The sequence below is a fragment of the Serratia sp. 201 genome, from assembly GCF_037027545.1.
GTDB classification, from domain to species: Bacteria; Pseudomonadota; Gammaproteobacteria; order Enterobacterales; family Enterobacteriaceae; genus Serratia; species Serratia bockelmannii.
Window position 1 is genome coordinate 358676 of record NZ_JAXCHC010000004.1, and the last position, 25691, is coordinate 384366.

At 60.1% G+C, this 25691-nt stretch carries 26 protein-coding genes and 3 tRNA genes; 20 read left to right on the forward strand and 9 right to left on the reverse strand.

The genetic code is table 11. The annotated features are described in order from the left end of the window. Entirely contained in the window at nt 1-1203 is a 1203-nt protein-coding gene (locus tag WA302_RS20480) for an MFS transporter (protein WP_261456551.1), read from the reverse strand. 108 nt (nt 1204-1311) lie between these two features. Here WA302_RS20480 and WA302_RS20485 point away from each other — a divergent pair, with 108 nt between their 5' ends. Next, nucleotides 1312-2223, forward strand: coding sequence for a LysR family transcriptional regulator (locus WA302_RS20485; protein ID WP_261456592.1), 912 nt, complete (start codon nt 1312-1314; stop codon nt 2221-2223). Nucleotides 2224-2233: 10 nt separating this feature from the next. Here the strand turns inward: WA302_RS20485 and WA302_RS20490 are convergent, their stop codons facing one another. Continuing rightward, a complete protein-coding gene (locus tag WA302_RS20490; RefSeq protein ID WP_261456550.1) occupies nt 2234-3430 on the reverse strand; it encodes an MFS transporter in 1197 nt (398 codons plus the stop codon). A gap of 136 nt (nt 3431-3566) precedes the next feature. Here WA302_RS20490 and WA302_RS20495 point away from each other — a divergent pair, with 136 nt between their 5' ends. Beyond that, complete coding sequence (locus tag WA302_RS20495; RefSeq protein WP_016929176.1) at nt 3567-4163, forward strand: TetR/AcrR family transcriptional regulator; 597 nt, start codon at nt 3567-3569, stop codon at nt 4161-4163. Nucleotides 4164-4208: 45 nt separating this feature from the next. Here WA302_RS20495 and WA302_RS20500 read toward each other — a convergent pair whose 3' ends face one another. Next, complete coding sequence (locus WA302_RS20500; protein WP_025305202.1) at nt 4209-5288, reverse strand: GGDEF domain-containing protein; 1080 nt, start codon at nt 5286-5288, stop codon at nt 4209-4211. 259 nt (nt 5289-5547) lie between these two features. Here WA302_RS20500 and WA302_RS20505 point away from each other — a divergent pair, with 259 nt between their 5' ends. After that, a complete protein-coding gene (locus tag WA302_RS20505; protein WP_004933115.1) occupies nt 5548-5832 on the forward strand; it encodes a DUF1435 domain-containing protein in 285 nt (94 codons plus the stop codon). Nucleotides 5833-5921: 89 nt separating this feature from the next. On the opposite strand, the gene WA302_RS20510 is transcribed toward WA302_RS20505, so the two are convergent. The 4 genes from WA302_RS20510 to WA302_RS20525 form a co-directional block, all read right to left on the reverse strand. Beyond that, nucleotides 5922-6008: transfer RNA gene (locus WA302_RS20510), tRNA-Leu, on the reverse strand. A 42-nt stretch (nt 6009-6050) separates the two neighbouring features. Then, nucleotides 6051-6137 (reverse strand) — tRNA-Leu (locus tag WA302_RS20515). A gap of 36 nt (nt 6138-6173) precedes the next feature. Further along, nucleotides 6174-6260 (reverse strand) — tRNA-Leu (locus WA302_RS20520). A gap of 72 nt (nt 6261-6332) precedes the next feature. Continuing rightward, nucleotides 6333-7277: a LysR family transcriptional regulator gene (locus tag WA302_RS20525; RefSeq protein ID WP_261456549.1), complete on the reverse strand. Its 945-nt coding sequence runs from the start codon at nt 7275-7277 to the stop codon at nt 6333-6335. A gap of 118 nt (nt 7278-7395) precedes the next feature. On the opposite strand from WA302_RS20525, the gene WA302_RS20530 reads away from it, so the two are divergent. Continuing rightward, the gene (locus WA302_RS20530) at nt 7396-8388 is read left to right on the forward strand and encodes an aldo/keto reductase (protein WP_238968910.1); all 993 of its coding nucleotides are present in this window, start codon (nt 7396-7398) and stop codon (nt 8386-8388) included. 51 nt (nt 8389-8439) lie between these two features. Here WA302_RS20530 and rsmC read toward each other — a convergent pair whose 3' ends face one another. After that, a complete protein-coding gene (rsmC, locus tag WA302_RS20535) occupies nt 8440-9480 on the reverse strand; it encodes a 16S rRNA (guanine(1207)-N(2))-methyltransferase RsmC (protein ID WP_025305205.1) in 1041 nt (346 codons plus the stop codon). Nucleotides 9481-9626: 146 nt separating this feature from the next. Between rsmC and WA302_RS20540 the strand changes: the two genes are divergently transcribed. The 15 genes from WA302_RS20540 to deoD all read left to right on the forward strand — a co-directional run bounded on the left by WA302_RS20540 (nt 9627) and on the right by deoD (nt 23731). After that, the gene (locus tag WA302_RS20540) at nt 9627-10064 is read left to right on the forward strand and encodes a DNA polymerase III subunit psi (RefSeq protein ID WP_046688207.1); all 438 of its coding nucleotides are present in this window, start codon (nt 9627-9629) and stop codon (nt 10062-10064) included. Further along, a complete protein-coding gene (gene rimI / locus WA302_RS20545; RefSeq protein WP_169540678.1) occupies nt 10009-10452 on the forward strand; it encodes a ribosomal protein S18-alanine N-acetyltransferase in 444 nt (147 codons plus the stop codon). Before WA302_RS20540 ends, rimI begins: the two co-directional genes overlap by 56 nt. A gap of 154 nt (nt 10453-10606) precedes the next feature. Next, nucleotides 10607-10912: a helix-turn-helix domain-containing protein gene (locus WA302_RS20550; protein WP_043136062.1), complete on the forward strand. Its 306-nt coding sequence runs from the start codon at nt 10607-10609 to the stop codon at nt 10910-10912. 3 nt (nt 10913-10915) lie between these two features. After that, complete coding sequence (locus WA302_RS20555; RefSeq protein ID WP_043136059.1) at nt 10916-12181, forward strand: type II toxin-antitoxin system HipA family toxin; 1266 nt, start codon at nt 10916-10918, stop codon at nt 12179-12181. Nucleotides 12182-12327: 146 nt separating this feature from the next. Continuing rightward, on the forward strand, nt 12328-13917 hold the full coding sequence (gene prfC / locus WA302_RS20560; protein WP_261456548.1) for a peptide chain release factor 3: 1590 nt from the start codon (nt 12328-12330) through the stop codon (nt 13915-13917). Between the two features lie 516 nt (nt 13918-14433). Then, entirely contained in the window at nt 14434-15048 is a 615-nt protein-coding gene (osmY, locus tag WA302_RS20565) for a molecular chaperone OsmY (RefSeq protein ID WP_261456547.1), read from the forward strand. A 161-nt stretch (nt 15049-15209) separates the two neighbouring features. Further along, complete coding sequence (locus WA302_RS20570) at nt 15210-15371, forward strand: DUF1328 domain-containing protein (protein WP_004857650.1); 162 nt, start codon at nt 15210-15212, stop codon at nt 15369-15371. A gap of 68 nt (nt 15372-15439) precedes the next feature. Continuing rightward, nucleotides 15440-15625, forward strand: coding sequence for a CsbD family protein (locus WA302_RS20575; protein ID WP_025305210.1), 186 nt, complete (start codon nt 15440-15442; stop codon nt 15623-15625). A 10-nt stretch (nt 15626-15635) separates the two neighbouring features. Next, nucleotides 15636-16754: a patatin-like phospholipase family protein gene (locus WA302_RS20580; RefSeq protein ID WP_025305211.1), complete on the forward strand. Its 1119-nt coding sequence runs from the start codon at nt 15636-15638 to the stop codon at nt 16752-16754. Continuing rightward, nucleotides 16751-17533: a TatD family hydrolase gene (locus tag WA302_RS20585; protein ID WP_197821739.1), complete on the forward strand. Its 783-nt coding sequence runs from the start codon at nt 16751-16753 to the stop codon at nt 17531-17533. The genes WA302_RS20580 and WA302_RS20585 overlap by 4 nt, the downstream gene beginning before the upstream one ends. Before the next feature lie 183 nt (nt 17534-17716). Beyond that, on the forward strand, nt 17717-18994 hold the full coding sequence (locus WA302_RS20590) for a NupC/NupG family nucleoside CNT transporter (protein ID WP_038630188.1): 1278 nt from the start codon (nt 17717-17719) through the stop codon (nt 18992-18994). 370 nt (nt 18995-19364) lie between these two features. After that, nucleotides 19365-20150 (forward strand): deoxyribose-phosphate aldolase, encoded by a 786-nt coding sequence (gene deoC / locus WA302_RS20595; RefSeq protein ID WP_043136051.1) that lies wholly within the window; start codon nt 19365-19367, stop codon nt 20148-20150. 66 nt (nt 20151-20216) lie between these two features. Then, nucleotides 20217-21539 carry a thymidine phosphorylase gene (gene deoA / locus WA302_RS20600; protein ID WP_043136047.1) on the forward strand — a complete coding sequence of 441 codons (1323 nt, stop codon included), beginning with the start codon at nt 20217-20219 and terminating at the stop codon, nt 21537-21539. A gap of 70 nt (nt 21540-21609) precedes the next feature. Next, nucleotides 21610-22833, forward strand: coding sequence for a phosphopentomutase (gene deoB, locus WA302_RS20605; protein WP_043136044.1), 1224 nt, complete (start codon nt 21610-21612; stop codon nt 22831-22833). 166 nt (nt 22834-22999) lie between these two features. Further along, nucleotides 23000-23731 (forward strand): purine-nucleoside phosphorylase, encoded by a 732-nt coding sequence (deoD, locus tag WA302_RS20610; protein ID WP_004933059.1) that lies wholly within the window; start codon nt 23000-23002, stop codon nt 23729-23731. A 169-nt stretch (nt 23732-23900) separates the two neighbouring features. Here deoD and WA302_RS20615 read toward each other — a convergent pair whose 3' ends face one another. Next, nucleotides 23901-24584, reverse strand: coding sequence for a YtjB family periplasmic protein (locus WA302_RS20615; RefSeq protein ID WP_025305217.1), 684 nt, complete (start codon nt 24582-24584; stop codon nt 23901-23903). A gap of 110 nt (nt 24585-24694) precedes the next feature. Between WA302_RS20615 and serB the strand changes: the two genes are divergently transcribed. Next, nucleotides 24695-25672, forward strand: coding sequence for a phosphoserine phosphatase (gene serB / locus WA302_RS20620; protein WP_016929162.1), 978 nt, complete (start codon nt 24695-24697; stop codon nt 25670-25672). The last annotated feature ends 19 nt before the right edge of the window (nt 25673-25691 follow it).

Below are 25691 nucleotides of genomic sequence, written 5' to 3' on the forward strand. Positions count from 1 at the left end.
TCAACCCGGCGGCGAATCGGCTTTCGCCGCCGTTTTCGGCATCTGCCGCCGGGTCCCCATCAGGATGGCTAACGCCAGCAGCAGCACCATGCCGGACAGCACGCCGTTTATCGTCAGGCCTCCGGTGTCCACCACCAGCCCACCCGCCAGCGAACCGCAGGAAATCGCCAGATTAAACAGCGCGATATACAGAGAAGAGGCGACCTCGACCGCATCGGGGGCCGCCTTGAGCATCCATGCCATCAGTGAAACGGAAACGCCGCCGTAGGCGATGCCCCACAGCAGGAGGAAGGCACTGCCGCTCAGCGGCGCGTGGCCCAGCAGCGGCAGCAGCAGGACGGCGAGCGCCAGCCCGAGGGCGATCAGCGCCAGGGTGCGGCGCAGCCGCTTGGCGGCGGCCTGGCCGGCGATGAAATTCCCGGCGATACCGGCGACGCCGTAGGCGAACAGCAGCGGCCCCACCCAGCGGCCCTCGATGCCGGCGACCGTCTGCAACAGCGGGCGGACAAAGGTGTAAGCCATAAAGTGGCCGGCGACCAGCAGAAACGTCAGCAGCAGTCCGAGGAGCAGTCGGCGATTCGCGCGCTGCGCGGTGAACGACCGCCAGCTTATCGCCTGCGTGACCGGCAGCGACGGCAGCACGCACAGCAGCAACAGCAGGGTCAGCGCCGCCAGGACGGCGACGGCCAGAAACGCCATGCGCCAACCCAGCGCTTCGCCGAGGAACACCCCGAGAGGCACGCCGAACACCGAGGCCGCCGCTACGCCGCCGAAGATGACGGACAGCGCCAATCCGACGGAGGCCGGCGGCACCAGGCGTTCCGCCAACCCGCCGGCGATGGCCCAGATACCGCCGATGCAAAAGCCCAGCAGGGTGCGCGCGGCGAACAGCAGGGCCAGGGAGGTGGCAGCGGCGGCCAGCAGGTTGGCGGCGATCAGCAGCAGCAGAAAGCCCACCAACAGGCTGCGGCGATCCGTGCGCCGGGCGCCCAGCACCACCAGCGGGGCGAACAGCGCGGCGAACAGGGCCGGCAGGGAAATTAGCAGCCCGGCACGGCCTATCGATGCGTTCAAGGTGCTGACGATCGGAGTCAGCAGCCCGACGGGCAGCATTTCTGCGGTGACGACGGTAAAGGTGGACAGGCCGACCGCGAAGGTCGCCAGCCAGGGTTTTGCGCCGCCGTCGGCGTGTAAGGCATTCATAAGGATCCTCCCAACAGATGAATAACCTCAGTGTATCCGCGCCAAAATGGCTGATAAACTGGCCTGATTGCGCAACATTGGGGACAAATCGTGGCTAATTTACCGTCTATGCCGTTGGATAACCTGACAGACCTGCTGGTGTTCATCCGCGTCGCCGACGCCTGCAGCTTCACGCTGGCGGCCGAGAGGCTGGGCATCTCCCGATCGGCGGCGGGCAAATGCGTGAACCGATTGGAGGAGCGATTGGCGACCCGGCTGCTGCAGCGCACCACGCGCAGCGTCAGCCTGACCGAAGACGGCGCGGTGTTTTACGAGTATGCGCAGCGCATCCTGTCGCAGGCCGAAGAGGCGGAAACGGCGCTCAATACGCGGCGGCAAACCCCGCGCGGGCGGCTGCGGTTGGATCTGCCGGTCTCGCTGGGGCGGTTGCATATCCTGCCGATTTTACGGGAGTTTTTGGCACAGTGGCCGGAGGTGGACGCCGACGTCAGCTTCTCCGATGAGTACAGCGATCTGGTGCGCGACGGCATCGACGTAGCTATCCGGGTCGGCGGCAGCGACGACAGCCGGCTGGTGCGGCGAGTGCTCGCGCCGCATCGCCTGATCACCTGCGCGGCGCCGGACTATCTGGCGCGCTACGGCACGCCTGCGAAACCGGAGGCGTTGGGCGATCACGAGACGCTGGTTTTCAGCCATCAGGGGCTGCCGGCGCCCTGGCGCTATTTGGTCAACGGCCAGCTGCACGAACAGCCGGTGCGCGGCCGGATGCGTTTCAACAACGTCGAGGCTTTGCGGGATGCGGCCGTCGACGGGGCCGGCCTGTGCCAAGTGGGGGCGTTTCTGGTCGGCGAGCAGATTGCGGCCGGCACGCTGGTGCCGGTGCTGGAGCGCTATTGTCGCCCGGGGCCGCCGATCTGCGCCGTCTATCCCAGCCGGCGCCATCTCTCCCCCAAGGTGAAACTGTTTCTGACGGCGATCGAACGGCGCTGGCAGGGCAAGGCGATTTGGGAAACCGCTTAGCGCGGACGATTCACGCCGCTTTCAAGGCCAGCGTTCGCTGCATTAAGCGGTAGCCGCCGGCCGCCACCAGCAGTACGACCAGGCCGGCCGTGAGCGTGACGCCAAAGCCGGCCGTTATCCCCGCAGCGTCGATCGCCAGGCCCGCCAATGCGGCGCCGAGTGCCACGCCTATCCCCAGGCCGGTGACCATCCAGGTCAATCCTTCCGTCAGCCGGGAGGGCGGCACGATGTTTTCAACCAGCCCCATGGCAACGATCATGGTCGGCGCAAAAAACAATCCGGCGACAAACATCGACGCCGCCAGCGTTAAGACATTGTGCACCCACAGCAGCGGCAAGGTGGTGAAAGCGGTGGCGAACGCCGCGTATAAGAACAGACGAGGCAAGGGGACGGGGATCTTCATTGCGCCGAAAATCAGCCCGGCCAGGCAGGAGCCGAACGCGTAAACCGACAGTACGATGCTGGCGGCGGCCGGCTGCCCTTGCTGCTCGGCGAAGGCCACGCTGATGACGTCCACGGTGCCGACGATGGTGCCGAGGGCGATCAGCGCCAGCACCAGGATCTGCATCGACGGCATGGTCAGGATGGCGCGCTGCCGCTGGTTATTGTGGGCGTAAACCGGGGGCTGGGTGCTTTTTTGCGCGGCGAATGCCGCAACGCCCGCCACCAGAAGCAGCGCGGCCACCAGAGGGCCGGCCTCTGGGAAGAGTGAAACGCTAAGCCCCACGGCGATCGGTGGGCCGACGATAAAGGCCACCTCGTCCAATACGGACTCGAATGAAAATGCCGTGTGCAGCTGTGGCGTGCCGCGATAAATTTCGCTCCAGCGGGCCCTGACCATCGCGGAGATGCTGGGCATGCCGCCCGCGAGCGCGGCGAAGACAAACAGAGTCCAGTCCGGTGCCCGATAGTGGGTGCAGAACAACAGCAGCAGCAGGGCGATCGCGCTGATCCCGGTGGCATACGGCAACACGCGGCTTTGGCCGTGACGATCCGCCGCGCGCGCGATTTGCGGCGCAAGCAGCGCCATGGAAAAGGCGAACGTCGCTGCCACCGCGCCCGCCAACCAATAGGAACCGCGTACCTGCGAGAGCATGGTGATGATGCCGATACCGGTCATCGAGACCGGCAGGCGCGCGATTAGCCCGGCAGAGGAAAACGCCTTGCTGCCCGGGGCGTTTAACAGTTTGAAATAAGGATTTGCCATGGAAAGGGCTCCGGAATGTTGGCGGCTCGGTATTCGCTCAATGTCCATCATTGACATACTCCACGTATGTTACGTTAATTGACATACATGGCGTATGTCAATTATAACGTCATCAATAATGAGGCGGAGTGGACCCATGGCACGTAAAGCGCGCACCGAAATGATTGAAGAAACCCGACAAAAGCTGGTGGCGGCGGCCCGCCGGCAGTTTGGCAGCGTGGGGTATGCCGAGACGGTGATGGATGATCTCACCGCCCAGGCCGGCCTGACGCGCGGCGCGCTCTATCACCATTTTGGCGATAAAAAGGGGCTGTTCCTGGCGGTGGTGCAGGCGATAGACGCGGAGATGGATGCGCATCTGGCTGACATAACCGCGAGTACTGCGGATGACTGGGAGGCTTTTGCGGCGCGTTGCCGCGGTTATCTGATCATGATGACGGAGCCGCAAGCGCAACGCATTCTGTTGCGTGATTCACCTTCGGTGCTGGGAGCTGAATATCTGCGGGCCAGCAAGCTGGCGTGCATCAGCTGGATGACGGGCGCATTGCAGGCCTTGATGGCGCAGCGGCGCATCGCCGTCGCCGAGCCGGAATCGCTGGCGCATTTAATCAACGGCGGCCTGATGGATGCCGCGCTGTGGGTCGCCCATCATCCGGAAAAAGACGTGGGGCTGGAACAAGCCTTGGTCAGTTTGAATCTGTTGCTGAACGGGCTGCGTTCCACCGCCGTATAGCCGTATAAGTGTTGATGTCAGCCGCCGCGCCGTTACGGCGGCGGCTTAAGGGTGAACGGCGGCGGGCTCGACGTTTTGCGCCAGCTGAATATTGTTGCGGCCGCTGTGCTTCGCCAGATAGAGCGCGGCGTCGGCTGCGCCTATCGCCGATTCGATGTCCAGTTTTTCCAGCGCGGAGATGCCGGCGCTGAGCGTCAGCGTGCCGCTGTGCTGCGGACTGGCGCCGTGCGGGATGTTCAGCTCCGCCACGCGTTGACGCACCCGTTCGGCCAGCTGCGCCGCATAGCCTTCGTGCACGTTGGTCAGCAGCACCAAAAACTCTTCCCCGCCGTAGCGCACCACGATGTCGCGCGAACGTACCGCATCGCGAATGGCGACCGCTACCTGCACCAGCGCCCGGTCGCCCATGGCGTGGCCGTAGCTGTCGTTGTAGACCTTGAAGTGGTCGATATCCAGCAGCAGCACGTAGTGGCGGCCGGTTTGCGGTTCCAGCAGCATAGTGATCTTATTTTCCAGGCCACGCCGGTTATAAAGGCCGGTCAGGGGATCGAGCATGCTCAAATTATTGAATTTGTCCCGCTCGTTATACAGGTTGGCCACCAGCGCGTGGGTAAAGATTTCACTGCGTTTCAACATCAGGTGATGAATGGAGAAAGCGATAATAGGTAATAGCGTGGTGAATAATATCCGCAGGGTATTATGCATGCCGTCTAAAGCCAGGATCACCATTGCGGAAGGCACGGCGTGTAAACAAAAGGCGGTAAAGTTATCCGTCAGAGAAATAGCGCTGATAAAAAAGATGCTGAACAAACTAATTAATAAAAAATCTTGGTTATTCGGCAAGCAATATTGACTTTTAACGTAAATATGTGCGGCCCATAGCAGGCCAAGCACGCTGGAGAACAGGTTGAGTTTGCACAAATATTTACGTGGCGTTTGCAGAGAAAATAGCGCTGCTACCAGACAAAATAGCGGTATACATAATAAAGGTAGGGTAAATGCGGGCGTATCCCTAAAAGGGAACAATAATGTAAATACGGAAGAGGCGGCATTCATTATCAGAAAAAGAAATAATGCCAGGCGCTGCTTGCTGTTCAGTAATTCCTGATAAGAACGGGCGTTCATACGGAGGTCACTCTTTGCAAAGTCGTTCTGTCGAATAATTAAGGTTGAGAAGCATTCCCTTGGCGCGAATATCCACTTGAATTGCATGGTTGAGGATTGTGATTATTATCATGCAAACAGGACTAGGAATTTTCTTATGTCAAATTATCATTTTTTCCTGCTGGTGTCATCTGAGTTTGGTCAGCGCAGTGAAAATGATGCGGCGGCCAAAAAAGTGTTATATGATATTGGTTATCATTATCACTTGAGGAGGGTTGTCATGCTCACTGCCATGATTGCCGCGTGCGGGCTGTGGGGCGTCAGTTGGTGCCTCGGCGATCGCCTGGCCAGCGCCTGGGGCGTTTTGCTGCCTTGTGCGTTGATGCCGCTGTTGGCCCTGATCAACCTGGATATGCTGCAGTTGCGCACCCTGATCGTGATAGCGATGTTGGCCACGCTGGTGATGCTGTTCAACAGCCGGCTGCGCCACTATCTGCTGCTGCCTTCCTGTATGGCGCTGGCGGGCGGCCTGGCGGCGGTCAGCCTAAACTTCAGCTTCGGGTGAAACGCCCGAAACGGCAAAACCACGCTTTAGCGTGTGATTCATCAATGCGTTGGGATTTTTTCGGGGAGACTACCGGAGAGATCATCAATTGGTGCGAAGAGAGGGACTTGAACCCTCACGTCCGTAAGGACACTAACACCTGAAGCTAGCGCGTCTACCAATTCCGCCACCTTCGCACAGTCGATGTTGTTGCTTTGATTTATATTACGTCGCCAGCGTGGTGCGAAGAGAGGGACTTGAACCCTCACGTCCGTAAGAACACTAACACCTGAAGCTAGCGCGTCTACCAATTCCGCCACCTTCGCATCGATGCTGAGTGCAATATAAATCATGTGGTTATTTGGTGCGAAGAGAGGGACTTGAACCCTCACGTCCGTAAGGACACTAACACCTGAAGCTAGCGCGTCTACCAATTCCGCCACCTTCGCGTACCAGAAACATTACCGGAGTAACGTTACCACGGAGGCGAATTCTAGAGATTTTGGCGGGCACGTCAACAGTTATTTCCCCGCTTTGCGGGCGTTTGCTGGAAAAACAGCCATATCGCCGCTTTTCTGCTGGTCAAACAGCCAAATCAGCCAATCAATCAACACCCTGACCCGTGGCGCCAGGAAACGGCCAGGCGGATACATGATGTAAATCGGCATCGGCGGGGGCGGCGTGTCCGTCAATACTTCCACCAGTTCGCCCTGTTCCAGCCAGGGGGCAAGCGAATAGCGCGCCGCCTGTATCAATCCCATGCCGGCTCGCGCGCCGGCGATATAGGCGTCGGCGCCGCTGACGCTCAGCCGGGCGGGGAGTTCGCGCAGTTCCAGCTTGCCGCCGTGGCAGAACTCCAGCGGGTAATCGCGGTTGCTGGCCAGCGAAAAATACCCCACCGCGCGGTGCGGCGCCAGGCTATCGATGTCGAGCGGCGTGCCGCAGGCCTGCAGGTAAGCGGGGGAAGCGCAGGTGATCTGTGGCAACTGGGCGATGCGCCGCGCCACCAGGCTGTCGTCTTCGGTTTCCCAGGCGCGCAGCACGCAGTCAACGCCTTCGCGCAACAGATCGACGTGGGTGTCGTTGGCACCCAGCGCCAGGGTGATGTCGGGATAACGCTGGTAAAAGTCGTCCAACGCCGGAATGACGATCTGGCGCGCCAGCGAATGGGGCATATCGATGCGCACCTTGCCGGACGGCTGCAGCTTATGGTGACTGAACAGCGTGTCCGCCTCCTCCAGTGCCCCCAGCAACTGCACGCAGCGTTGATAGTAGAGGCTGCCTTCGCTGGTCACCTGTACCTGGCGGGTGGTGCGGATCAGCAGGCGAACGCCCAGCCGCTGCTCCAGCCGTTTTAACGCGTTGCTGACCGTGGCGCGCGGCAGCTGCAGGCGTTCGGCCGCCCGGCTGAAGCTGCCCAGTTCGACGATGCGGGTAAAAATGCGCATGGCTTGAACCTGATCCATGTCCACTCCGGATTGTTGGTGATTTTTGAACAGTGATGTGCAATCTGCATTATTTATCTTTGTAGTGTAAACAACCAGACTTTGCTGCGTTATCCATTCACCGCATGAGGGCAGCACAATGCAACAACGTAAACTGGGTTCCCACGGTCCCGTCGTCTCCGCCCTGGGGTTGGGATGCATGGGCATGAGCGACTTCTACTCCACCGGCGCCGATCGGCAGGAAGCCATCGCCACGCTGCACCGGGCGCTGGAGCTGGGCGTCACGCTGCTCGACACCGCCGACATGTATGGCCCGCACACCAACGAAGCGCTGGTGGGGGAAGCGATCAAAGGCAAGCGGCAACAGGTGTTCCTGGCCACCAAGTTCGGCATCCTGCGCGATCCGGCGGATCCTTCGGCGCGCGGCGTCAGCAGCCGGCCCGAGTATATCCGGCGTTCCGTCGAGGGCAGCCTGCGGCGCTTGGGCGTGGAGGAGATCGATCTTTATTATCAGCACCGGGTCGATCCGCAGGTGCCGATCGAAGACGTCGTGGGCACGATGGCGGATCTGATCCGCGAAGGCAAGATCCGCCACATCGGCCTGAGCGAGGCGTCGGTCGCCACGCTGGAGCGGGCGCACAAGGTGCATCCGATCACCGCGCTGCAGACCGAGTATTCACTGTGGACGCGCGACGCCGAGCAGGGCGTGCTGGCGGCCTGTGAGCGACTGGGGATCGGCTTTGTGCCTTACAGCCCGTTAGGGCGCGGTTTCCTCACCGGCGCTATCCGGCGGCCGGAGGATCTGGCCGAGGACGATTTCCGCCGCGGCAACCCGCGTTTCCAGGGGGAAAACTTCGCCCGCAACCTGGCGCTGGTGGAGAAGGTGAGCGAGCTGGCGGCGCAGAAGGGCGTCAAACCTTCGCAGCTGGCGCTGGCCTGGGTGTTGGCGCAGGGCGAGCACATCGTGCCGATCCCCGGCACCAAACGCCGTCGCTACCTGGAAGAGAACGTCGCGGCGGCGGAGATAACGCTGAGCGCGGCTGAGCTGGCGGCGATTGAAGCGGTGTTCCCGCTGAGCGCGGCGGCCGGCGATCGCTACGGCGCGGAGTCGATGACCTACATCAACGGTTAAAAAAAAGCGCGGCCTGCTGGCCGCGCTCTGTCGTTTTCCGCCAACGGCGAATTATTTCTTCTTCGGCGCGCGCGGCGGACGGCCGACGGTGGCCTGATACACCTTGAAGCGGCCGTTCTGCGCCAGCACTTCGTGGCTGCCGAAGGTGGCGTCCAGAATGTCCGGGTACGGCAGGAAGGCGTTGGCGACGATGCGCAGCCTGCCGCCGATCGGCAGGTGCTTCACCGCGCCGCGGATCAGGGTTTCAGCAGCGGTCAGGCTGGTCTGCAGCCCGTCGTGGAACGGCGGGTTGGAGATGATCATGTCGAAACGGCCGGTGATGTCGGAGTAAACGTTGCTGACGATCACTTCGCCTTCGATGCCGTTGGCGGCCAGCGTTGCGCGGCTGGATTCCACCGCAGCGGCGTTGACGTCGCTGAGGGTCAGTTTCACCTTCGGCGACAGCTTGGACATTACCGAGGCCATGACGCCGGCGCCGCAGCCGATGTCCAGCACCTTGCCTTTCATGTGTTTTTCCAGCGTCGACAGCAGCAGCGAGCTGCCGACGTCCAGACCGTCGCGGCTGAACACGCCCGGCAGCGTTTTCACTTCCAGATCGTGCAGCTGATAGCTGTCCCACCAGTCGTTCAGGTCGAACTCGGTCTGCGCGTCCAGGCGGCCATGATACAGGCCGCAGCGGCGCGCACTGTCGATTTTCACCAGCGTGACGTGGCCTTCCAGCGTTGGCTCGGCGCTGCGCACGCCGCTGCGGTTTTCACCGACCACGAACACGTCCGCGCCCACCGGCAGCAGCGCCAGGAGGTTGCACAGCTGGAATTGCGCTTCCTGCTTGCTCTTCGGCCAGTAGTAAACCAGCGTGTCGCAGTCGGCGACGAAAGCGGGATCGACGGTCAAACCGAACTGCACGTTATCGCCCATCGTCCGGTTCAGTAACTGCCAGTGATGGTATTGCTGAGTGTGGACGCGCACGTCCGCGGCCTCGAATTGGGCCGGCAGGCTGTCCTGCAGGTCGCCGGCAAACAGCACGCGGCGTTCGATAAATTCATCACTGTGGCGCAGCATGACTTCACTGGCGGGGGTTAATGCAGACATCAGATATTGGCTCCTGGAAATGAGACCGGGGATTATAGAGCTTTGTGGGGATATGTTCGACGGGTTTGTTGGCGCGGGCTGCGCGGGTTTGTTAGCATAGCGCGGCGCATGGCAGGCATGGCGCACCACAACGGGTAGGAATCGGCATGGCATCAAAACGCGACTGGCTGTTACAACAACTGGGTATTACGCAGTGGACATTGCGCCGCCCGGGCGTGTTGCAGGGCGAAGTGGCGGTCAGTCTGCCGCCCGAGACGCGCCTGCTGGTGGTGGCGCAGACGCTGCCGGCGCCCGACGATCCGCTGTTTTGCGACGTGCTGCGCAGCCTGGGGCTGACGCCGGCGCAAACCTACAGCCTGACGCCGGAACAGGTGGCGATGCTGCCTGAAGAGACCGCATGCAACAGTTGGCGGCTGGGCGTGACGGAACCGCTCGCGGTCGCCGGCGCGCAGCTACACAGCCCGGCGCTGGCCGAGCTTTCCCAAGACGCGGGGGCCAAACGCGCCCTCTGGCAGCAGATTTGTCATCATGAACACGATTTCTACCCTGACGGCGGCCGACCTGGCCACGGCCTTCAACATTGAGCAAGCCAGCCACGCTTTCCCCTGGACGGAAACCACCTTTGCCAGCAATCAGGGCGATCGCTACCTTAACCTGAAGCTGAGCGCCGATGGGGAGATGGCGGGGTTCGCCATCACGCAGATCGTGCTGGACGAAGCCACGCTGTTCAACATCGCCATTCATCCGCGGCACCAGCGCCGGGGCTTTGGCCGCCTGCTGCTCAACGCGGTGATCGAACAGCTGGAGAGCCGCGGCGTGGTTACGCTGTGGCTGGAGGTGCGTGCTTCCAACCAGGCGGCGATCGCGCTGTATGAAGATCTCGGTTTCAACGAGGTCACCGTGCGCCGCAATTATTACCCGAGCGCCCACGGCCGCGAAGACGCGATCGTGATGGCGCTGCCGCTGGCGTAATCTAAAACATCCTGTTTATTGTTTGCATTCCCTTTTACAACTAAAAAGTTGTTTCTTCATTAATTTACATCAAAAAAGTTGTTTTTCACTGTCTCGACAACTAATTTGTTGTTTATTGCTGGTGAGACAATCAATGCGTTGTTTGGAGGCGCGGATGAGAAAACTATCCGAAATATCAGCGTTGCTGAAAGAAAAACGCAGTGAGTTGGGTTGGAGTCAAAAAGACTTTTTAATGAAGATTGGCATGACCCAACAGCAATATCAGCGTATTGAAGCGGGGAGCGATATGCGGGTAAGCACGTTGCTACGAATATTGGCGGCGATGAATTTGGAATATGTCATCGTGCCAAAAAAGTCTGCCCGTGATGTGGAGTGCCTGCTGCAACAGGAAGTGAGTAGCGCACCGGAAGTCGGTAAGCCGCAGGATTTTGAAAAAAAACTGAAAGATCTCGAGGACTAGCTGATGAAAGGGCTGCGACAGGTTGAATCGGTACAGGCATTAGCCTTGATATTGCATGGCGTGCGTGTTGGCGTGCTGGCGCATTACAGCGGCGGCAGAAACATCCTGACGTTTGATCCACACTACCTCGCTTTGCCGGAGCGTGTTCGTCCTTTGTTTACGCTCAGGCAGAAGGCGCACGCGGGGTATCTTGAGCAAGTTTTACAGTCATCGCAGCGTCTGCCGCCCGTTTTATCCAACTTGTTACCCGAAGGCGCACTGCGCGCTTGGGTGGCACAGTCGTTGAAAGCCCATGTGAATGAGGAGTTTCCTTTAATTGCCTGGGCCGGTGGAAACTTGCCGGGAGCGCTTGAAGCACGGCCGTTGGCTGCCAGTGACATACCCGCCTGGGCGTTAAGGTCGCGCGGCGAGTTGGAAGCCGTGCAAATTGATGTTGGGATGGAGGCGCAAAAGTTTTCTCTGGCAGGGGTACAAATGAAATTTTCCTCTGTGCGCAAAGAGGGCCGCTTCAACATTTCTTCTCAGGTGGGCGCTGATAGCTGGATCATTAAAACGCCTTCAACGGTTCATCGTCATCTCCCTGAAAATGAATATACGGCAATGCGTTTGGCGCAAGCCATCGGCGTGGATATTCCTGATATTGAGCTGGTTGAACTGACACGACTTGAACACTTGCCTGATATTCGCTTGGCGGATGAACCCTATGCTTATGCCACCCGTCGTTTTGACCGCAGCGAAAGCGGGCGAGTGCATGCAGAAGATTTTGCCCAGATATTCGAGATTTACGCGCACGATAAATACCGCGGCAAAAATTACGATCAAATAGCGGCTTATCTCTATGAGTATGGCAGTGAATCTTTAGCGGATGTGCAGCAAATGGCGCGCCGTCTGTTGGCGAATATTTTGCTCGCCAATGGCGATGCGCACGTAAAAAATTGGTCCATGTTCTATCCAAACCAGACTGATATTCGGCTTTCTCCCGCTTATGACATCGTCACTACGTTGGCTTATATTCCTGGTGAGTCTGAGGCTGCGCTCAATATGGCGAAGGAAAAGCGCTGGGATAGGATCTCAATGCAAACCTTCGAACGCTGGGCTGAGCGGGTCGATATTCCCTGGTCTGCGATACGGGTGCACCTGGTGGATGCCATCGACAAGGCGCGAAATTTGTGGCCGGCCTTATTGGAAGAGCTGCCGATGGCGGACGATCACAAATCGGTATTGCGCCGGCATTGGGCCGCTTTGTCTCCCGATTTCCGCCTGCGTTAGCGGGAAATCGGATCCATTGATTGTCACCGGTTGGCAAATCGGCGAAAATGCCCGGCTGTTATCTTTTATTCACCGCTTTGCCCGGCGCCGCGATCGGCGCGTTCTGATGATGTCGCAGGGCGGACTAACCGTAGAACCTGAAAACCATGTCTCCTAGTGAATTTGCCCGCGAAGTCTCCAAAAGAAGAACTTTCGCCATCATCTCGCACCCCGATGCCGGTAAAACCACCATTACCGAAAAAGTGCTGCTGTTCGGACAGGCGATCCAGACCGCCGGTACGGTAAAAGGCCGCGGCTCCAGCCAGCACGCCAAATCCGACTGGATGGAAATGGAAAAGCAGCGTGGGATCTCGATCACCACCTCGGTGATGCAGTTCCCGTATCGCGACAGCCTGGTCAACCTGCTGGATACCCCGGGGCACGAAGACTTCTCCGAAGATACGTATCGCACCCTGACCGCCGTCGACTGCTGTCTGATGGTGATCGACGCCGCCAAGGGCGTTGAGGATCGTACCCGCAAGCTGATGGAAGTTACCCGTCTGCGCGACACGCCGATCCTGACCTTCATGAACAAGCTGGACCGCGACATCCGCGATCCGATGGAGGTGATGGACGAAGTCGAGCGCGAACTGAAGATCGCCTGTTCGCCTATCACCTGGCCGATCGGCTGCGGCAAGCTGTTCAAAGGCGTTTACCACCTGTACAAGGATGAAACCTACCTGTACCAGACCGGTAAAGGCCACACCATTCAGGAAGTGCGCATCGTCAAAGGCCTGAACAACCCGGAACTGGATATCGCCGTGGGCGAAGATCTGGCGGCGCAGCTGCGCGATGAGTTGGAACTGGTGCAGGGCGCTTCCCACGAGTTCGATCAGGAGGCCTTCCTGAGCGGCGAGCTGACGCCGGTGTTCTTCGGTACCGCACTCGGCAACTTCGGCGTGGATCATATGCTGGACGGCCTGGTGGCCTGGGCGCCGGCGCCGATGCCGCGTAAAACCGACACCCGTGAAGTAACGGCGGCGGAAGAGAAATTCACCGGTTTCGTGTTCAAGATCCAGGCCAACATGGATCCGAAGCACCGCGACCGCGTGGCCTTTATGCGCGTGGTGTCCGGCCGTTACGAGAAAGGCATGAAGCTGCGCCAGGTGCGCACCGGCAAAGACGTGGTGATCTCCGACGCGCTGACCTTTATGGCCGGTGACCGTTCGCACGTGGAAGAAGCCTACCCGGGCGACATCATCGGTCTGCACAACCACGGCACCATTCAGATCGGCGATACCTTCACCCAGGGCGAAGACATGAAGTTCACCGGCATCCCGAACTTCGCGCCGGAACTGTTCCGCCGCATTCGCCTGCGCGATCCGCTGAAGCAGAAACAGCTGTTGAAGGGGTTGGTGCAGCTGTCCGAAGAGGGCGCGGTGCAGGTGTTCCGCCCGATCGCCAACAACGATCTGATCGTCGGCGCAGTCGGTGTGCTGCAGTTCGACGTGGTGGTGGCGCGGTTGAAGAGCGAGTACAACGTGGAAGCGTTGTACGAGTCGGTCAACGTGTCGACCGCGCGTTGGGTCGAGTGCGGCGATGTGAAGAAGTTCGAAGAGTTCAAGCGCAAGAACGAGCTCAACCTGGCACTGGACGGGGGGGACAACCTGTCCTACATCGCGCCGACCATGGTGAACCTCAACCTGACGCAGGAACGCTATCCTGACGTGACCTTCCGCAAGACCCGCGAACACTGATAATTCTGCAGGGCGCCCAGTGCGCCCTGCATGCTTCTCCTATCCTCACTGCGCTAATTAATAAATCTTCCTCATATTTTATCCTGCGAACCGTTATCGCCAGGCGATGTTCGTTCGGCCTGCGTTTTCCGTCTGATGGTCTATCTTTAACGAGATGTCCGCACATTGCTTGAGAGTAAATCACTGCAATGCGCTATTTGTTTGGTGAGTTGTTCTGATGTGTTGCCGATAGGAGACAGTCTGTTTCCTTAAATATCAATGAGATGACTATTTTACCGTTTCGTGTCACTTAGTCTGTCGTCAATAGGCGACAGTTTTTTGATTAAAAATCCGACTCAACGCTTTTTTTGCTTGATTTTAAAGGTGTTTATTGAGTTGGCACGGCTGTTGCAATATTCCTATCGTGAACGCTTAATCGTATAGCGATGATGAAGTATTTACCGAGAGGCCGCGTGAAGGTGGCTGAAGGGTTCCGGCACTCTGGCGCTGCGGGCCCCCAACAAAAGGAAGAGATCGATGAAAAAGACCAAATTTGCACACTCGCTGATGGCTGTTGTTTTGGGTTCTGCTTTGGTGAGCGGCACTGCGCTAGCCGAAGACAGTCTGCTCAACAAGGCGTCTAACGCCGCGGACAGTGCCGGTGCCAAAATCGATAGCTCCATGAAAAAAGTTGACGGTTACATGGATGACAGCGCGATAACGGCTAAAGTTAAAAGTGCGTTGGTGGACGATAAGAGCATCAAAAGCACTGACATTTCGGTGAAAACCGAAAAAGGCACCGTGACCCTGAGCGGGTTCGTCGGCAGCCAGGCGCAGGCGGAGCATGCGGTCGCGGTCGCCGGTAAGGTGGAAGGCGTCAAGACCGTCAGCGACAAGCTGCATGTGAAAGATGAAGCCAACACGTCGATCAAATCGTATGCCGGCGACACCGCCACCACCAGCGAGCTGAAAGCCAAGCTGCTGGCCGATGACATCGTGCCGTCGCGCAATGTGAAAGTGGAAACCACCGATGGCGTGGTGCAGCTTTCCGGTGAGGTGAAAACGCAGGCGCAGTCTGAGCGTGCCGAAAGCATCGCCAAGGCTATCGATGGCGTGAAAAGCGTGAAAAACGACCTGGTGGTTAAGCAGTAATCCCGCCAGGCGCCCGTAACAAGTAACAACAAGCCGCATCTGTCGGGCCGTCAAGGCGGCCCGACGTGTACCACCAAAAAAAGAAACTGATTTGCCGTCGATGTCCCGTTGTCGGGGCGGTAGACGGCAGCGAATTTTTTCACAATGGTAAGGAGAAGCTTATGTTTCGTTGGGGCATTATCTTTTTAGTTATCGCGCTTATCGCTGCGGCACTGGGGTTCGGTTCGCTGGCGGGCACCGCCGCCTGGGCGGCTAAAATCGTGTTCGTCGTCGGCATCATCCTGTTCCTGGTCAGCCTGTTCACCGGCCGCCGGCGCCCTTAGCCGGCCGGCATTTTCCCGTAAACTGTAACAAAGCTTAACTCCTTTTCTCACGTCGGGGAGGGCCGGACATGAACAGCGACATCATCGTCGGGCGCTGGAAACAGCTGAAAGGCCAGGTATGGCAGGCGTGGGCCGAATGGTCCGGCAGCGATTGCGCCTGGCTGGCCGGCAGCAACGATTTCCTCGCCGGCGTACTGCAAGAGGATTACGGAAGAGAGCGAGACGCGGTATCCTCGGAGAAAACGTCTCACTGAGGATGCCAAGTTGGGATACAGAATACCCATCACGCTCGGCAATATAGAACCGCTGGCGTCTAAACCCTTTCGGCCAGGCAAAATGGCGCTGGTCTGCGAAGGCGGCGGCCAGCGCGGCATTTTCACCGCCGGCGTGCTGGACGAGTTTCAGCGCGCGGGCTTTAACCCTTTCGATCTGTTGATCGGCACGTCGGCCGGCGCCCAGAATCTGTCTGCCTATATCTGCGGGCAGATGGGCTACGCGCGCCGGGTGATCACCCGTTACACCACTTCGGCACAGTTCTTCAATCCGCTGCGCTTCGTGCGTGGCGGGCATCTGATCGATCTCGATTGGCTGGTTGATACGGCGGCGGCTCAGATGCCGCTGGCGATGGACGTGGCGGAACAGCATTTTACCGACGGGCGCGAATTCTTACTGTGCGCCTGCCGCAGCGACGATTTCGAGCCGACCTATCTGCCTGCGCAGCGCGAACGCTGGCTGCCGGCCATCAAGGCATCCAGCGCCATTCCCGGCTTCTATCGCCAGGGCGTGGAGCTGGACGGCGTCAGCTATCAGGACGGCGGCATCAGTGATGCGATCCCGGTGGAAGAGGCCTATCGCCGCGGCGCTGACACTATCGTGGTGATCCGCACCGTGCCTTCGCAGATGTACTACACCCCGCAGTGGATGAAGCGCATGGAGCATTGGCTGAGCGACAGCAGCCTGCAGCAGATGGTGCGCATCCTGCAGCATCACGAGCAAAGCTATCACCGCATCCAGCGCTTTATCGAAAAGCCGCCGGGCAAGCTGCGCATCTTCGAGATCTTCCCGCCGAAGCCGCTGGCCAGCAATGCGCTGGGCAGCCGATTGGGAGCGCTCAATCAGGATTATCACCTGGGGCGCCGCTGTGGCCGCTACTTTCTGGCCACCGTCGGCCAGTGGATGGCACAGCCGGAGCCCGACGGCATCAAGGTGCGAAAAGCGTTGTCGCGCCGCCTGATCCAGCCGGAGAACGTCAGAATGCCTTCGCCGATCGTGACCGACATCGCCATGCCCACCGAGCGGGCGGCGCAGCCGGAGGCGGCAGTAGCGGCACCGAAAATCATCCTGCCGGGCGATCTGCCGCCGGGTGAAGGGGGGGCGCTGTGAGTTACGCCTTTACTGACACCCACTGCCATTTCGATTTCCCGCCCTTTACCGGGCATGAGGCCGAGAGCCTGACGCGGGCGGCAAGCGCCGGCGTGCAGCGCATCATCGTCCCGACGGTCACTGCCGATCGCTTCGCGCGGGTGTTGCGGCTGGCGCAGGAGCATGCGCCGCTGTTCGCCGCGCTGGGTCTGCACCCGCTATATATCGCGCAGCATCATGAGCCGCAGCTGGAACAGCTGGCGATGCTGTTGGCCGAACGGCCGCACAAGCTGGTGGCGGTGGGGGAGATCGGGCTCGATCTGTATATGGACAACCCACAGTTCGAGCGGCAGCAAAGCCTGCTGCTGGCCCAGTTGAAGCTGGCGAAACAGTATGACCTGCCGGTGATCCTGCATTCGCGCCGCACCCACGATCAGTTGGCCGCCGCGCTGCGGCGCATGCAGCTGCCGCGTCGCGGTGTGGTGCACGGCTTTGCCGGTAGTCTGTCGCAGGCGCAGGCGTTTATTCGCCTCGGCTATTACATCGGCGTGGGCGGCACCATCACCTATGAGCGGGCGCAGAAAACGCGCGGCGTGATGGCGCAGCTGCCGCTAGAGGCGCTGCTGCTGGAGACCGATGCGCCGGACATGCCGCTGGCCGGCTATCAGGGGCAACCGAATCGCCCCGAACGCGCCGCCGAGGTGTTTCAGACGCTGTGCGAACTGCGGTCGGAGCCGGCCGACGAGATCGCCGCCCACCTGCAACGCAATACCCAAACGCTGTTCGCCATGCCAAATTGAAGTCAACATAACGTGACTTGTATCACGTTATAAGATTTTCATTTGCGTCTCGTTGTATACATTTGTGACATAAATCGGTGCGAGGGTGACCTCGCTCAGTATAATCCCCCCGAAACTCTCCAATAGCAGACCTCTCTTCATGAGCAGGGATGTATTTTATTTTTTGCAACAGGGAAACTTTGCATGCAACTCATCATGAGTCTGGTTGGCATGGCGGTGCTGATCGCCATTGCGGTGCTGCTCTCCAGCAACCGCCGGGCCATCAAATTGCGCACCGTCGTGTGGGCGTTCATCATTCAGATCGGCATCGGCGCGCTGGTGCTGTACGTGCCGCTGGGCCGCAGCATCCTCGGCAGTATGTCTAACGGCGTGGCAAACGTTATCGCCTACGGCAATCAGGGCATTTCGTTCATCTTCGGCGGGCTGGTGTCCGACAAGATGTTCGAAGTGTTCGGCGGCGGCGGCTTCGTGTTCGCGCTGCGCGTTCTGCCGGTGATCGTGTTCTTCTCCTCGCTGATTGCGGTGCTGTACTACCTCGGCATCATGCAGTTGGTGATCCGCGTGCTGGGCGGCGGCCTGCACAAGCTGCTGGGCACCTCGCGCACCGAATCGCTGTCGGCGACCGCCAACATTTTCGTCGGCCAAACCGAAGCGCCGCTGGTGGTGCGCCCGTATATCGCCACCATGAGCCAGTCAGAACTGTTCGCCGTGATGTGCGGCGGCCTGGCTTCGGTGGCCGGTTCGGTGCTGGCGGGGTACGCGCAGATGGGCGTGCCGCTGGAATACCTGATCGCCGCGTCCTTCATGGCCGCGCCGGGCGGGCTGCTGTTCGCCAAGCTGATGGTGCCGGAAACCGAGCAGACCCACGATAAAGACGATGCGATGAAGCTGATCGCCGAAGAAGAGCGTCCGGCCAACGTGATCGACGCGGCGGCTTCCGGCGCGGCCTCCGGCATGCAGCTGGCGCTGAACGTCGGTGCGATGCTGTTGGCGTTTATCGCGCTGATCGCCTTGCTCAACGGCATTCTCGGCGGCATCGGCGGCTGGTTCGATTACCCGCAGCTGTCGCTCGAACTGATCCTCGGTTGGGTGTTCTCACCGATCGCCTTCCTGATCGGCGTGCCGTGGAGTGAAGCGATGACCGCCGGTTCGTTTATCGGCCAGAAGATCATCGTCAACGAGTTTGTCGCCTACATGAACTTCGGCGCCTATCTGCGCCCGGACGATGTGGTGGCGGCGGAAGGCCTGCAGGTGCTGTCAACGCACACCAAGGCGATCATCTCCTTTGCACTGTGCGGTTTCGCCAACCTCTCCTCGGTGGCGATCCTGCTGGGCGGTTTGGGCAGCATGGCGCCCAACCGTCGCCATGACATCGCGCGCTTCGGTCTGAAAGCCGTGGCGGCGGGCACGCTGTCCAACCTGATGAGCGCCACCATCGCCGGTTTCTTCCTGGCGCTGTAAGCCTTCACGGAGCCCGCGACGGCGCGACCGATCGCGGGACTCCGCCTATACTCTAAGCAACGTGGGTGTTTGTCGCACCCGCGATCTTCAGCCGCTTCTTTAGCGAATTTGTGAACGATATCGCGTTATTTTGTGATGTTCTTCACATATAATTCCGGTCTGTTACAGTGCTATTTCATATAGTGTGACGATGAACGCGAATCGCCCTCGGCATTCGTGTTCAAATAGCTATTACTGGCCGGCCGCAAGGCGGGTGGCCATGTGCGGTGAGAAGGATCTCAGTTGCCGCCGCGGGAACGCCGTTCCCCTGCGCTATCTTCATGGAACCAAGTCCGCTCGCCAACACCCAGGTACTCAGTTGGAGAGTTTTATGACCGAATTAACCGCAGCAGCGCAACGTGCGCTGAACTTGATGGATTTAACCACGCTGAATGATGATGACACCGACGAGAAAGTGATCGCCCTCTGTCGTCAGGCCAACAGCCCGGCCGGCCACACGGCGGCCATCTGCATCTACCCGCGTTTTATCCCGGTGGCGCGTAAGGCGCTGCGCGAGCAAGGCACGCCGGACATCCGTATCGCCACCGTGACCAACTTCCCGCATGGCAACGACGATATCGACATCGCGCTGGCGGAAACCCGCGCGGCCATCGCCTATGGCGCGGATGAAGTGGACGTGGTGTTCCCTTACCGCGCGCTGATCGCCGGCAACGAACAGGTCGGCTTCGAGCTGGTGAAACAGTGCAAGCAGGCATGCCAGGCGGCCAACGTGCTGCTGAAAGTGATCGTCGAAACCGGTGAGCTGAAGCAGGCCGATCTGATCCGCAAAGCGTCCGAGATCGCCATCAAGGCCGGGGCGGACTTTATCAAGACCTCCACCGGCAAGGTGCCGGTCAACGCCACCCTGGAGAGCGCCGAGCTGATGATGTCGGTGATCCGCGATATGGGCGTGGCGAAGACGGTGGGCTTCAAGCCGGCCGGCGGCGTGCGCACCGCGGAAGACGCGCTGCATTATCTGCAACTTGCCGATCGTATTCTGGGCGAAGGGTGGGCCGATGCGCGGCATTTCCGCTTTGGCGCTTCCAGCCTGCTGGCCAGCTTGCTGACCGCGCTGGGCCACCAGACCCAGACCCAGACCGCCGGCGGCGGCTACTGATCGATTTCGTTGGCGGGCGCCAGGCGCGCCCGTCTGCACCGACTCTCGGCGACACAGGGGGATGCCTTGTTCCTGGCTCAAGAAATTATTCGTAAGAAACGCGACGGCCAGCCGTTAAGCGAAGCGGAAATCCGCTTCTTCATCAACGGCATTCGCGACAACGTGGTGTCGGAAGGGCAGATCGCCGCGCTGGCGATGACCATTTATTTCCATGACATGAGCATGCCGGAACGCGTGGCGCTTACCATGGCGATGCGCGATTCCGGCACCGTGCTGGACTGGAAGAGCCTGGCGCTGAACGGCCCTATCGTCGACAAGCATTCGACCGGCGGCGTGGGCGACGTGACCTCGCTGATGCTCGGCCCGATGGTGGCGGCCTGCGGCGGCTATGTGCCGATGATCTCCGGCCGCGGCCTGGGGCATACCGGCGGCACGCTGGACAAGCTGGAAGCCATTCCGGGCTTCAATATTTTCCCGGACGATAACGCCTTCCGCAAAATTATTCAGGACGTCGGCGTGGCGATCATCGGCCAGACCAGCTCGCTGGCGCCGGCGGACAAACGTTTCTACGCCACCCGCGATATCACCGCCACCGTGGATTCGATCCCGCTGATCACCGCCTCCATTCTGGCCAAGAAGCTGGCGGAAGGGCTGGATGCGCTGGTGATGGACGTGAAGGTGGGCTCGGGCGCCTTTATGCCGACCTATGCCCTGTCGCAAGATTTGGCGCAGGCGATCGTCGGCGTGGCCAACGGCGCGGGCTGCAAGACCACCGCGCTGCTGACCGACATGAATCAGGTGCTGGCTTCCAGCGCCGGTAACGCGGTGGAAGTGCGCGAAGCGGTGCGCTTCCTGACCGGCGAATACCGCAACCCGCGCCTGCTGGAAGTGACGCTGGCGTTGTGCGTGGAGATGCTGCTGTCCGGCGGCCTGGCGCAAGACGAGGCCGATGCGCGCGCCAAACTGCAGGCGGTGCTGGACAACGGCAAAGCGGCTGAGGTGTTTGGCCGCATGGTGGCGGCGCAGCAAGGGCCGATAGACTTCGTCGAACGTTATGATAGCTATCTGCCGGCGGCAACGCTGAGCAAGCCGGTGTATGCTGAAAAGCCGGGCATCATCAGCGCCATGGATACCCGTGCGCTGGGTATGGCGGTGGTGTCGCTGGGCGGCGGCCGTCGCCGGGCAAGCGACGCCATCGACTACAGCGTTGGCCTGACCGAGGTGGCGCGCCTGGGCGATAAGGTGGATACCCAGCAACCGCTGGCGATGATCCACGCCAACGATGAAGAGAGCTGGCAGCTGGCGGCCGATGCGGTGCGCAGCGCAATGACGCTGAGCGACAAGGCGCCGGAAGCGACGCCGGTGGTGTATAAGCGCATCACGGAATAACCCAAGAATCAGGAACGACCGCGGCTTTTTCGCGGCCGTCCAAAGCGTGAGAACACGCAGGAGAGCACAGATGAAACGTACATTTATTATGGTATTGGACTCCTTCGGTATCGGTGCCAGCGAAGACGCCGAACGTTTTGGCGATCGGGGTTCTGACACCCTGGGCCATATTGCCGAAGTTTGCGCGCGTGGTGAGGCCAACGTGGGCCGCCAGGGCCCTCTGACGCTGCCTAACCTGAGCCGTCTGGGCCTTGGCAAAGCGGCGGAAGAGTCCACCGGCAACTTCCCGCAGGGGCTGGATCGCAACGCCGATATCATCGGTGCTTACGCTTACGCCAGCGAACTCTCTTCCGGTAAAGACACGCCGTCGGGCCACTGGGAAATCGCCGGCGTGCCGGTGCTGTTCGACTGGGGTTACTTCAAGGACGAGCACAACAGCTTCCCGCAGGCGCTGCTGGACAAACTGGTCGAACGCGCCAAGCTGCCGGGCTACCTGGGCAACTGCCACTCATCCGGCACCGTGATCCTCGATCAGCTGGGCGAAGAGCACATGAAAACCGGCAAGCCGATTTTCTACACATCCGCTGACTCGGTGTTCCAGATCGCCTGCCATGAAGAAACCTTCGGCCTGGATCGTCTGTATGAGCTGTGCGAAATTGCGCGTGAAGAGCTGACCGAAGGCGGTTACAACATCGGTCGCGTGATCGCCCGTCCGTTCGTCGGCGATAAGCCGGGCCACTTCCAGCGCACCGGCAACCGTCACGATCTGGCGGTAGAGCCGCCGGCGCCGACCGTGCTGAAAAAGCTGGTGGACGAGAAGGGCGGCGAAGTGGTGTCGATCGGTAAAATCGCCGACATCTACGCCAACGTTGGCATCACCAAGAAGGTGAAGGCGACCGGCATCGATGCGCTGTTTGACGCGACCCTGATTGAAATGGAAAAGGCCGGCGATAACACCATTGTGTTCACCAACTTCGTGGACTTCGACTCCTCTTACGGCCACCGCCGCGACGTGGCGGGCTACGCCGCCGCGCTGGAGCTGTTCGACCGCCGCCTGCCGGAGCTGCTGAAGCTGGTGAAAGACGAAGACATCATCATCTTCACCGCCGACCACGGCTGCGACCCAACCTGGCCGGGCACCGACCACACCCGCGAGCACATCCCGGTGCTGGTTTACGGCCCGAAAGTGAAACCGGGCTCGCTGGGCCACCGCGAGACCTTCGCCGACATCGGCCAGACCGTCGCCAATTACTTTGGCCTGTCGCCGATGGATTACGGTAAGACCCTGTTCTAAGCCCTGTCTTTCAAGCCGTAGCGTTGTTAGCTTCACGCGTGAACCCCAGTCGCTTACTCAAGTAAGCTCCTGGGGATTCACCCGCTAGCTGCCTGGCTGCAACTCGACATTCAAGGCTTAGATGCTTGACGTTTTTATTAAATAAGATTTCTAAAGGAAGAAAATTATGGCTACGCCGCACATTAATGCTGAGATGGGTGATTTCGCTGACGTAGTACTGATGCCGGGCGACCCGCTGCGCGCAAAATACATCGCCGAAACCTTCCTGGAAGGCGCGGTGGAAGTGAACAACGTGCGCGGCATGTTGGGCTTCACCGGCACCTACAAAGGCCGCCGCATCTCCGTGATGGGCCACGGTATGGGCATCCCGTCCTGCTCCATCTATGCGCGCGAGCTGATTGCCGAATTCGGCGTGAAGAAGATCATTCGCGTCGGTTCCTGCGGCGCGGTGCGTGACGATATCAAACTGCGCGACGTGGTGATCGGCATGGGCGCGTGCACCGACTCCAAGGTGAACCGTCTGCGCTTCAAGGACAACGACTACGCGGCGATCGCCGACTTCGACATGGTGCGCAACGCGGTCGACGCGGCGGCGGCGCAGGGCATCCCGGCGCGCGTGGGCAACATCTTCTCCGCCGACCTGTTCTACACCCCGGATCCGGACATGTTCCAGGTGATGAAGAAGTACGGCATCCTGGGCGTGGAAATGGAAGCGGCCGGCATCTACGGCGTGGCGGCGGAGCTGTACGAAGAGTTCGGCTGTAAGGCACTGACCATCTGCACCGTGTCCGACCACATCCTGCGTCACGAAGCGACCACGGCGGCGGAACGCCAGACCACCTTTAACGAAATGATCGTTATCGCGCTGGAATCCGTGCTGCTGGGCGACAAAGCGTAATACCGCGGCGGGCGTCGTCATGGCGCCCGCCTGTCAATCTATTCATTCCGCACGGCCATTTTTGGCTAACGCTTTACCTTTCAATTGGTTGTGGATCCCGTTGTTACGGACAATCTATTCACCGAAAGGACAAGAAAACGGCACGAGCGCATTCAACGCCTGGCCTGAGTTATTCCTTCTTCGGCGCTTCCTGCTTTGTCTCCGGCGCATCCTCTTCGTCGTCTTCCACCGTATTGCCTTCTGCCAACGGCGTGTTGGCGGTCAACAGGTACGGCGACTGCTGCCAGCGGCTGCGGCGGTGTTGCAGCAGGGTGCGCGCCAGAATGATGCCGATCGCCAGCGCCAGCAGGATCATCAGGCGCAGCAGGTTGGTGGTGTTGTCCACCTGCTTGGATTCAGTCGCCAGCACGTGGGTGTCGAGGGTGATGCGGATAAAGCCGATCGGGCCGTCTTTGCCCTGAATGGATTCGACCAACTGGTGGTTGAAATAGCTGCCGGCGCGCTTGCCGTCGAGCGACAGGCGATCGCGTATACTTATCTGTTCCCCGGCGTGGGAGACCAGCGTGCCATCCTGCTGATACACGCTGACGTCGAGAATGCGGCTGTGATCGGTGAGCTGCTTGAGGATGGCGTCGATGCGCGGGGTGTTGCCGTCGTCGTCCAGCAGCGGCGCCAGGCTGTAGGCGACCTGTTTGGTCAGCGTCTGCGCCAGCTCTTCCACCTGCTCGGATCGCGCCATTTGGTGACTCAGGCTAAAATAAGAGGCGCCCTGCATCAGCAGCACCAGCAAAGCCAGGCAAATCAGGATAATAGCGGTGCGGTGCAGGCGAAATTTCAGTTTAGCGCGAGCCATGCAGGTTCCTTGGGCATCGGGGACACTTTATGTTGCCAGAACCGCTGGCGATAGGATAGCTTGATGCGTCGTTTTATCATGCAGCGTTTTTGTCCATTCAGGAGTCAATGATGTCAAACAGTCTGACCTATTGCGATCTTCCGGCGGAGATCTCTCAATGGCCGGGTCTTCCCCTTTCGCTCAGCGGCGACGAAGTGATGCCGCTGGACTACCGGGCGGGTAATACCGGGTGGCTGTTATATGGCAGAAAGCTGGACAAGGCGCGCATTACTCAATTCCAACGCAAGCTGGGCGCGGCGATGGTGATCGTCACCGCCTGGGGCGTGGACGATTATCAGGTGGTGCGGCTGGCGGGAACCTTGACGCCGCGCGCCAAGCTGCTGGCGGCGGAGAGCGGGCTGGATGTGGCGCCGCTCGGCAAAATCCCGCACCTGCGCACGCCGGGGCTGCTGGTGATGGATATGGATTCGACGGCGATCGAGATCGAGTGCATTGATGAGATCGCCAAGCTGGCGGGCGTCGGCGAGCAGGTGGCGGAAGTCACCGAACGCGCGATGCGCGGCGAACTGGATTTTACCGCCAGCCTGCGCCAGCGCGTCGGCACGCTGAAAGGGGCTGACGCCAATATCCTCAAGCAGGTGCGCGACGAACTGCCGTTGATGCCGGGGCTGACCAGCCTGGTGGGTAAGCTGCAGGCGATGGGCTGGCATGTGGCGATCGCCTCCGGCGGTTTCACCTACTACGCCGAATACCTGCGCAACCGGCTGCGGCTGGTGGCGGCGGCGGCCAACGAGCTGGAGATCCGCGACGGCAAGCTGACCGGCGAAGTGTTGGGGCCAGTGGTGGACGCACAGTTCAAAGCAGATACGCTGCTGCGGCTGGCGGAGAAGCTGGAGATCCCGCTGGCGCAGACCGTGGCCATCGGCGACGGCGCCAACGATTTGAAAATGATGCAGGCGGCGGGGTTGGGCATCGCCTACCACGCCAAGCCGAAAGTGTATGAAAAAGCGCAGGTGGCGATCCGGCATGCGGATCTGATGGGCGTGCTGTGTATTCTCACCGGCAGCCTGAAACACGAAGTGCGATAACGAAAGATTGAGGTAAGAC

Bases quoted from the DNA above. Each gene is read 5' to 3' on its own strand.
- WA302_RS20480 (WP_261456551.1), bottom strand. From the start codon at position 1,203: ATGAATGCCTTACACGCCGACGGCGGCGCAAAACCCTGGCTGGCGACC.
- WA302_RS20485 (WP_261456592.1), top strand. From the start codon at position 1,312: ATGCCGTTGGATAACCTGACAGACCTGCTGGTGTTCATCCGCGTCGCC.
- WA302_RS20490 (WP_261456550.1), bottom strand. From the start codon at position 3,430: ATGGCAAATCCTTATTTCAAACTGTTAAACGCCCCGGGCAGCAAGGCG.
- WA302_RS20495 (WP_016929176.1), top strand. From the start codon at position 3,567: ATGGCACGTAAAGCGCGCACCGAAATGATTGAAGAAACCCGACAAAAG.
- WA302_RS20500 (WP_025305202.1), bottom strand. From the start codon at position 5,288: ATGAACGCCCGTTCTTATCAGGAATTACTGAACAGCAAGCAGCGCCTG.
- WA302_RS20505 (WP_004933115.1), top strand. From the start codon at position 5,548: ATGCTCACTGCCATGATTGCCGCGTGCGGGCTGTGGGGCGTCAGTTGG.
- WA302_RS20525 (WP_261456549.1), bottom strand. From the start codon at position 7,277: ATGGATCAGGTTCAAGCCATGCGCATTTTTACCCGCATCGTCGAACTG.
- WA302_RS20530 (WP_238968910.1), top strand. From the start codon at position 7,396: ATGCAACAACGTAAACTGGGTTCCCACGGTCCCGTCGTCTCCGCCCTG.
- rsmC (WP_025305205.1), bottom strand. From the start codon at position 9,480: ATGTCTGCATTAACCCCCGCCAGTGAAGTCATGCTGCGCCACAGTGAT.
- WA302_RS20540 (WP_046688207.1), top strand. From the start codon at position 9,627: ATGGCATCAAAACGCGACTGGCTGTTACAACAACTGGGTATTACGCAG.
- rimI (WP_169540678.1), top strand. From the start codon at position 10,009: ATGAACACGATTTCTACCCTGACGGCGGCCGACCTGGCCACGGCCTTC.
- WA302_RS20550 (WP_043136062.1), top strand. From the start codon at position 10,607: ATGAGAAAACTATCCGAAATATCAGCGTTGCTGAAAGAAAAACGCAGT.
- WA302_RS20555 (WP_043136059.1), top strand. From the start codon at position 10,916: ATGAAAGGGCTGCGACAGGTTGAATCGGTACAGGCATTAGCCTTGATA.
- prfC (WP_261456548.1), top strand. From the start codon at position 12,328: ATGTCTCCTAGTGAATTTGCCCGCGAAGTCTCCAAAAGAAGAACTTTC.
- osmY (WP_261456547.1), top strand. From the start codon at position 14,434: ATGAAAAAGACCAAATTTGCACACTCGCTGATGGCTGTTGTTTTGGGT.
- WA302_RS20570 (WP_004857650.1), top strand. From the start codon at position 15,210: ATGTTTCGTTGGGGCATTATCTTTTTAGTTATCGCGCTTATCGCTGCG.
- WA302_RS20575 (WP_025305210.1), top strand. From the start codon at position 15,440: ATGAACAGCGACATCATCGTCGGGCGCTGGAAACAGCTGAAAGGCCAG.
- WA302_RS20590 (WP_038630188.1), top strand. From the start codon at position 17,717: ATGCAACTCATCATGAGTCTGGTTGGCATGGCGGTGCTGATCGCCATT.
- deoC (WP_043136051.1), top strand. From the start codon at position 19,365: ATGACCGAATTAACCGCAGCAGCGCAACGTGCGCTGAACTTGATGGAT.
- deoB (WP_043136044.1), top strand. From the start codon at position 21,610: ATGAAACGTACATTTATTATGGTATTGGACTCCTTCGGTATCGGTGCC.
- deoD (WP_004933059.1), top strand. From the start codon at position 23,000: ATGGCTACGCCGCACATTAATGCTGAGATGGGTGATTTCGCTGACGTA.
- WA302_RS20615 (WP_025305217.1), bottom strand. From the start codon at position 24,584: ATGGCTCGCGCTAAACTGAAATTTCGCCTGCACCGCACCGCTATTATC.
- serB (WP_016929162.1), top strand. From the start codon at position 24,695: ATGTCAAACAGTCTGACCTATTGCGATCTTCCGGCGGAGATCTCTCAA.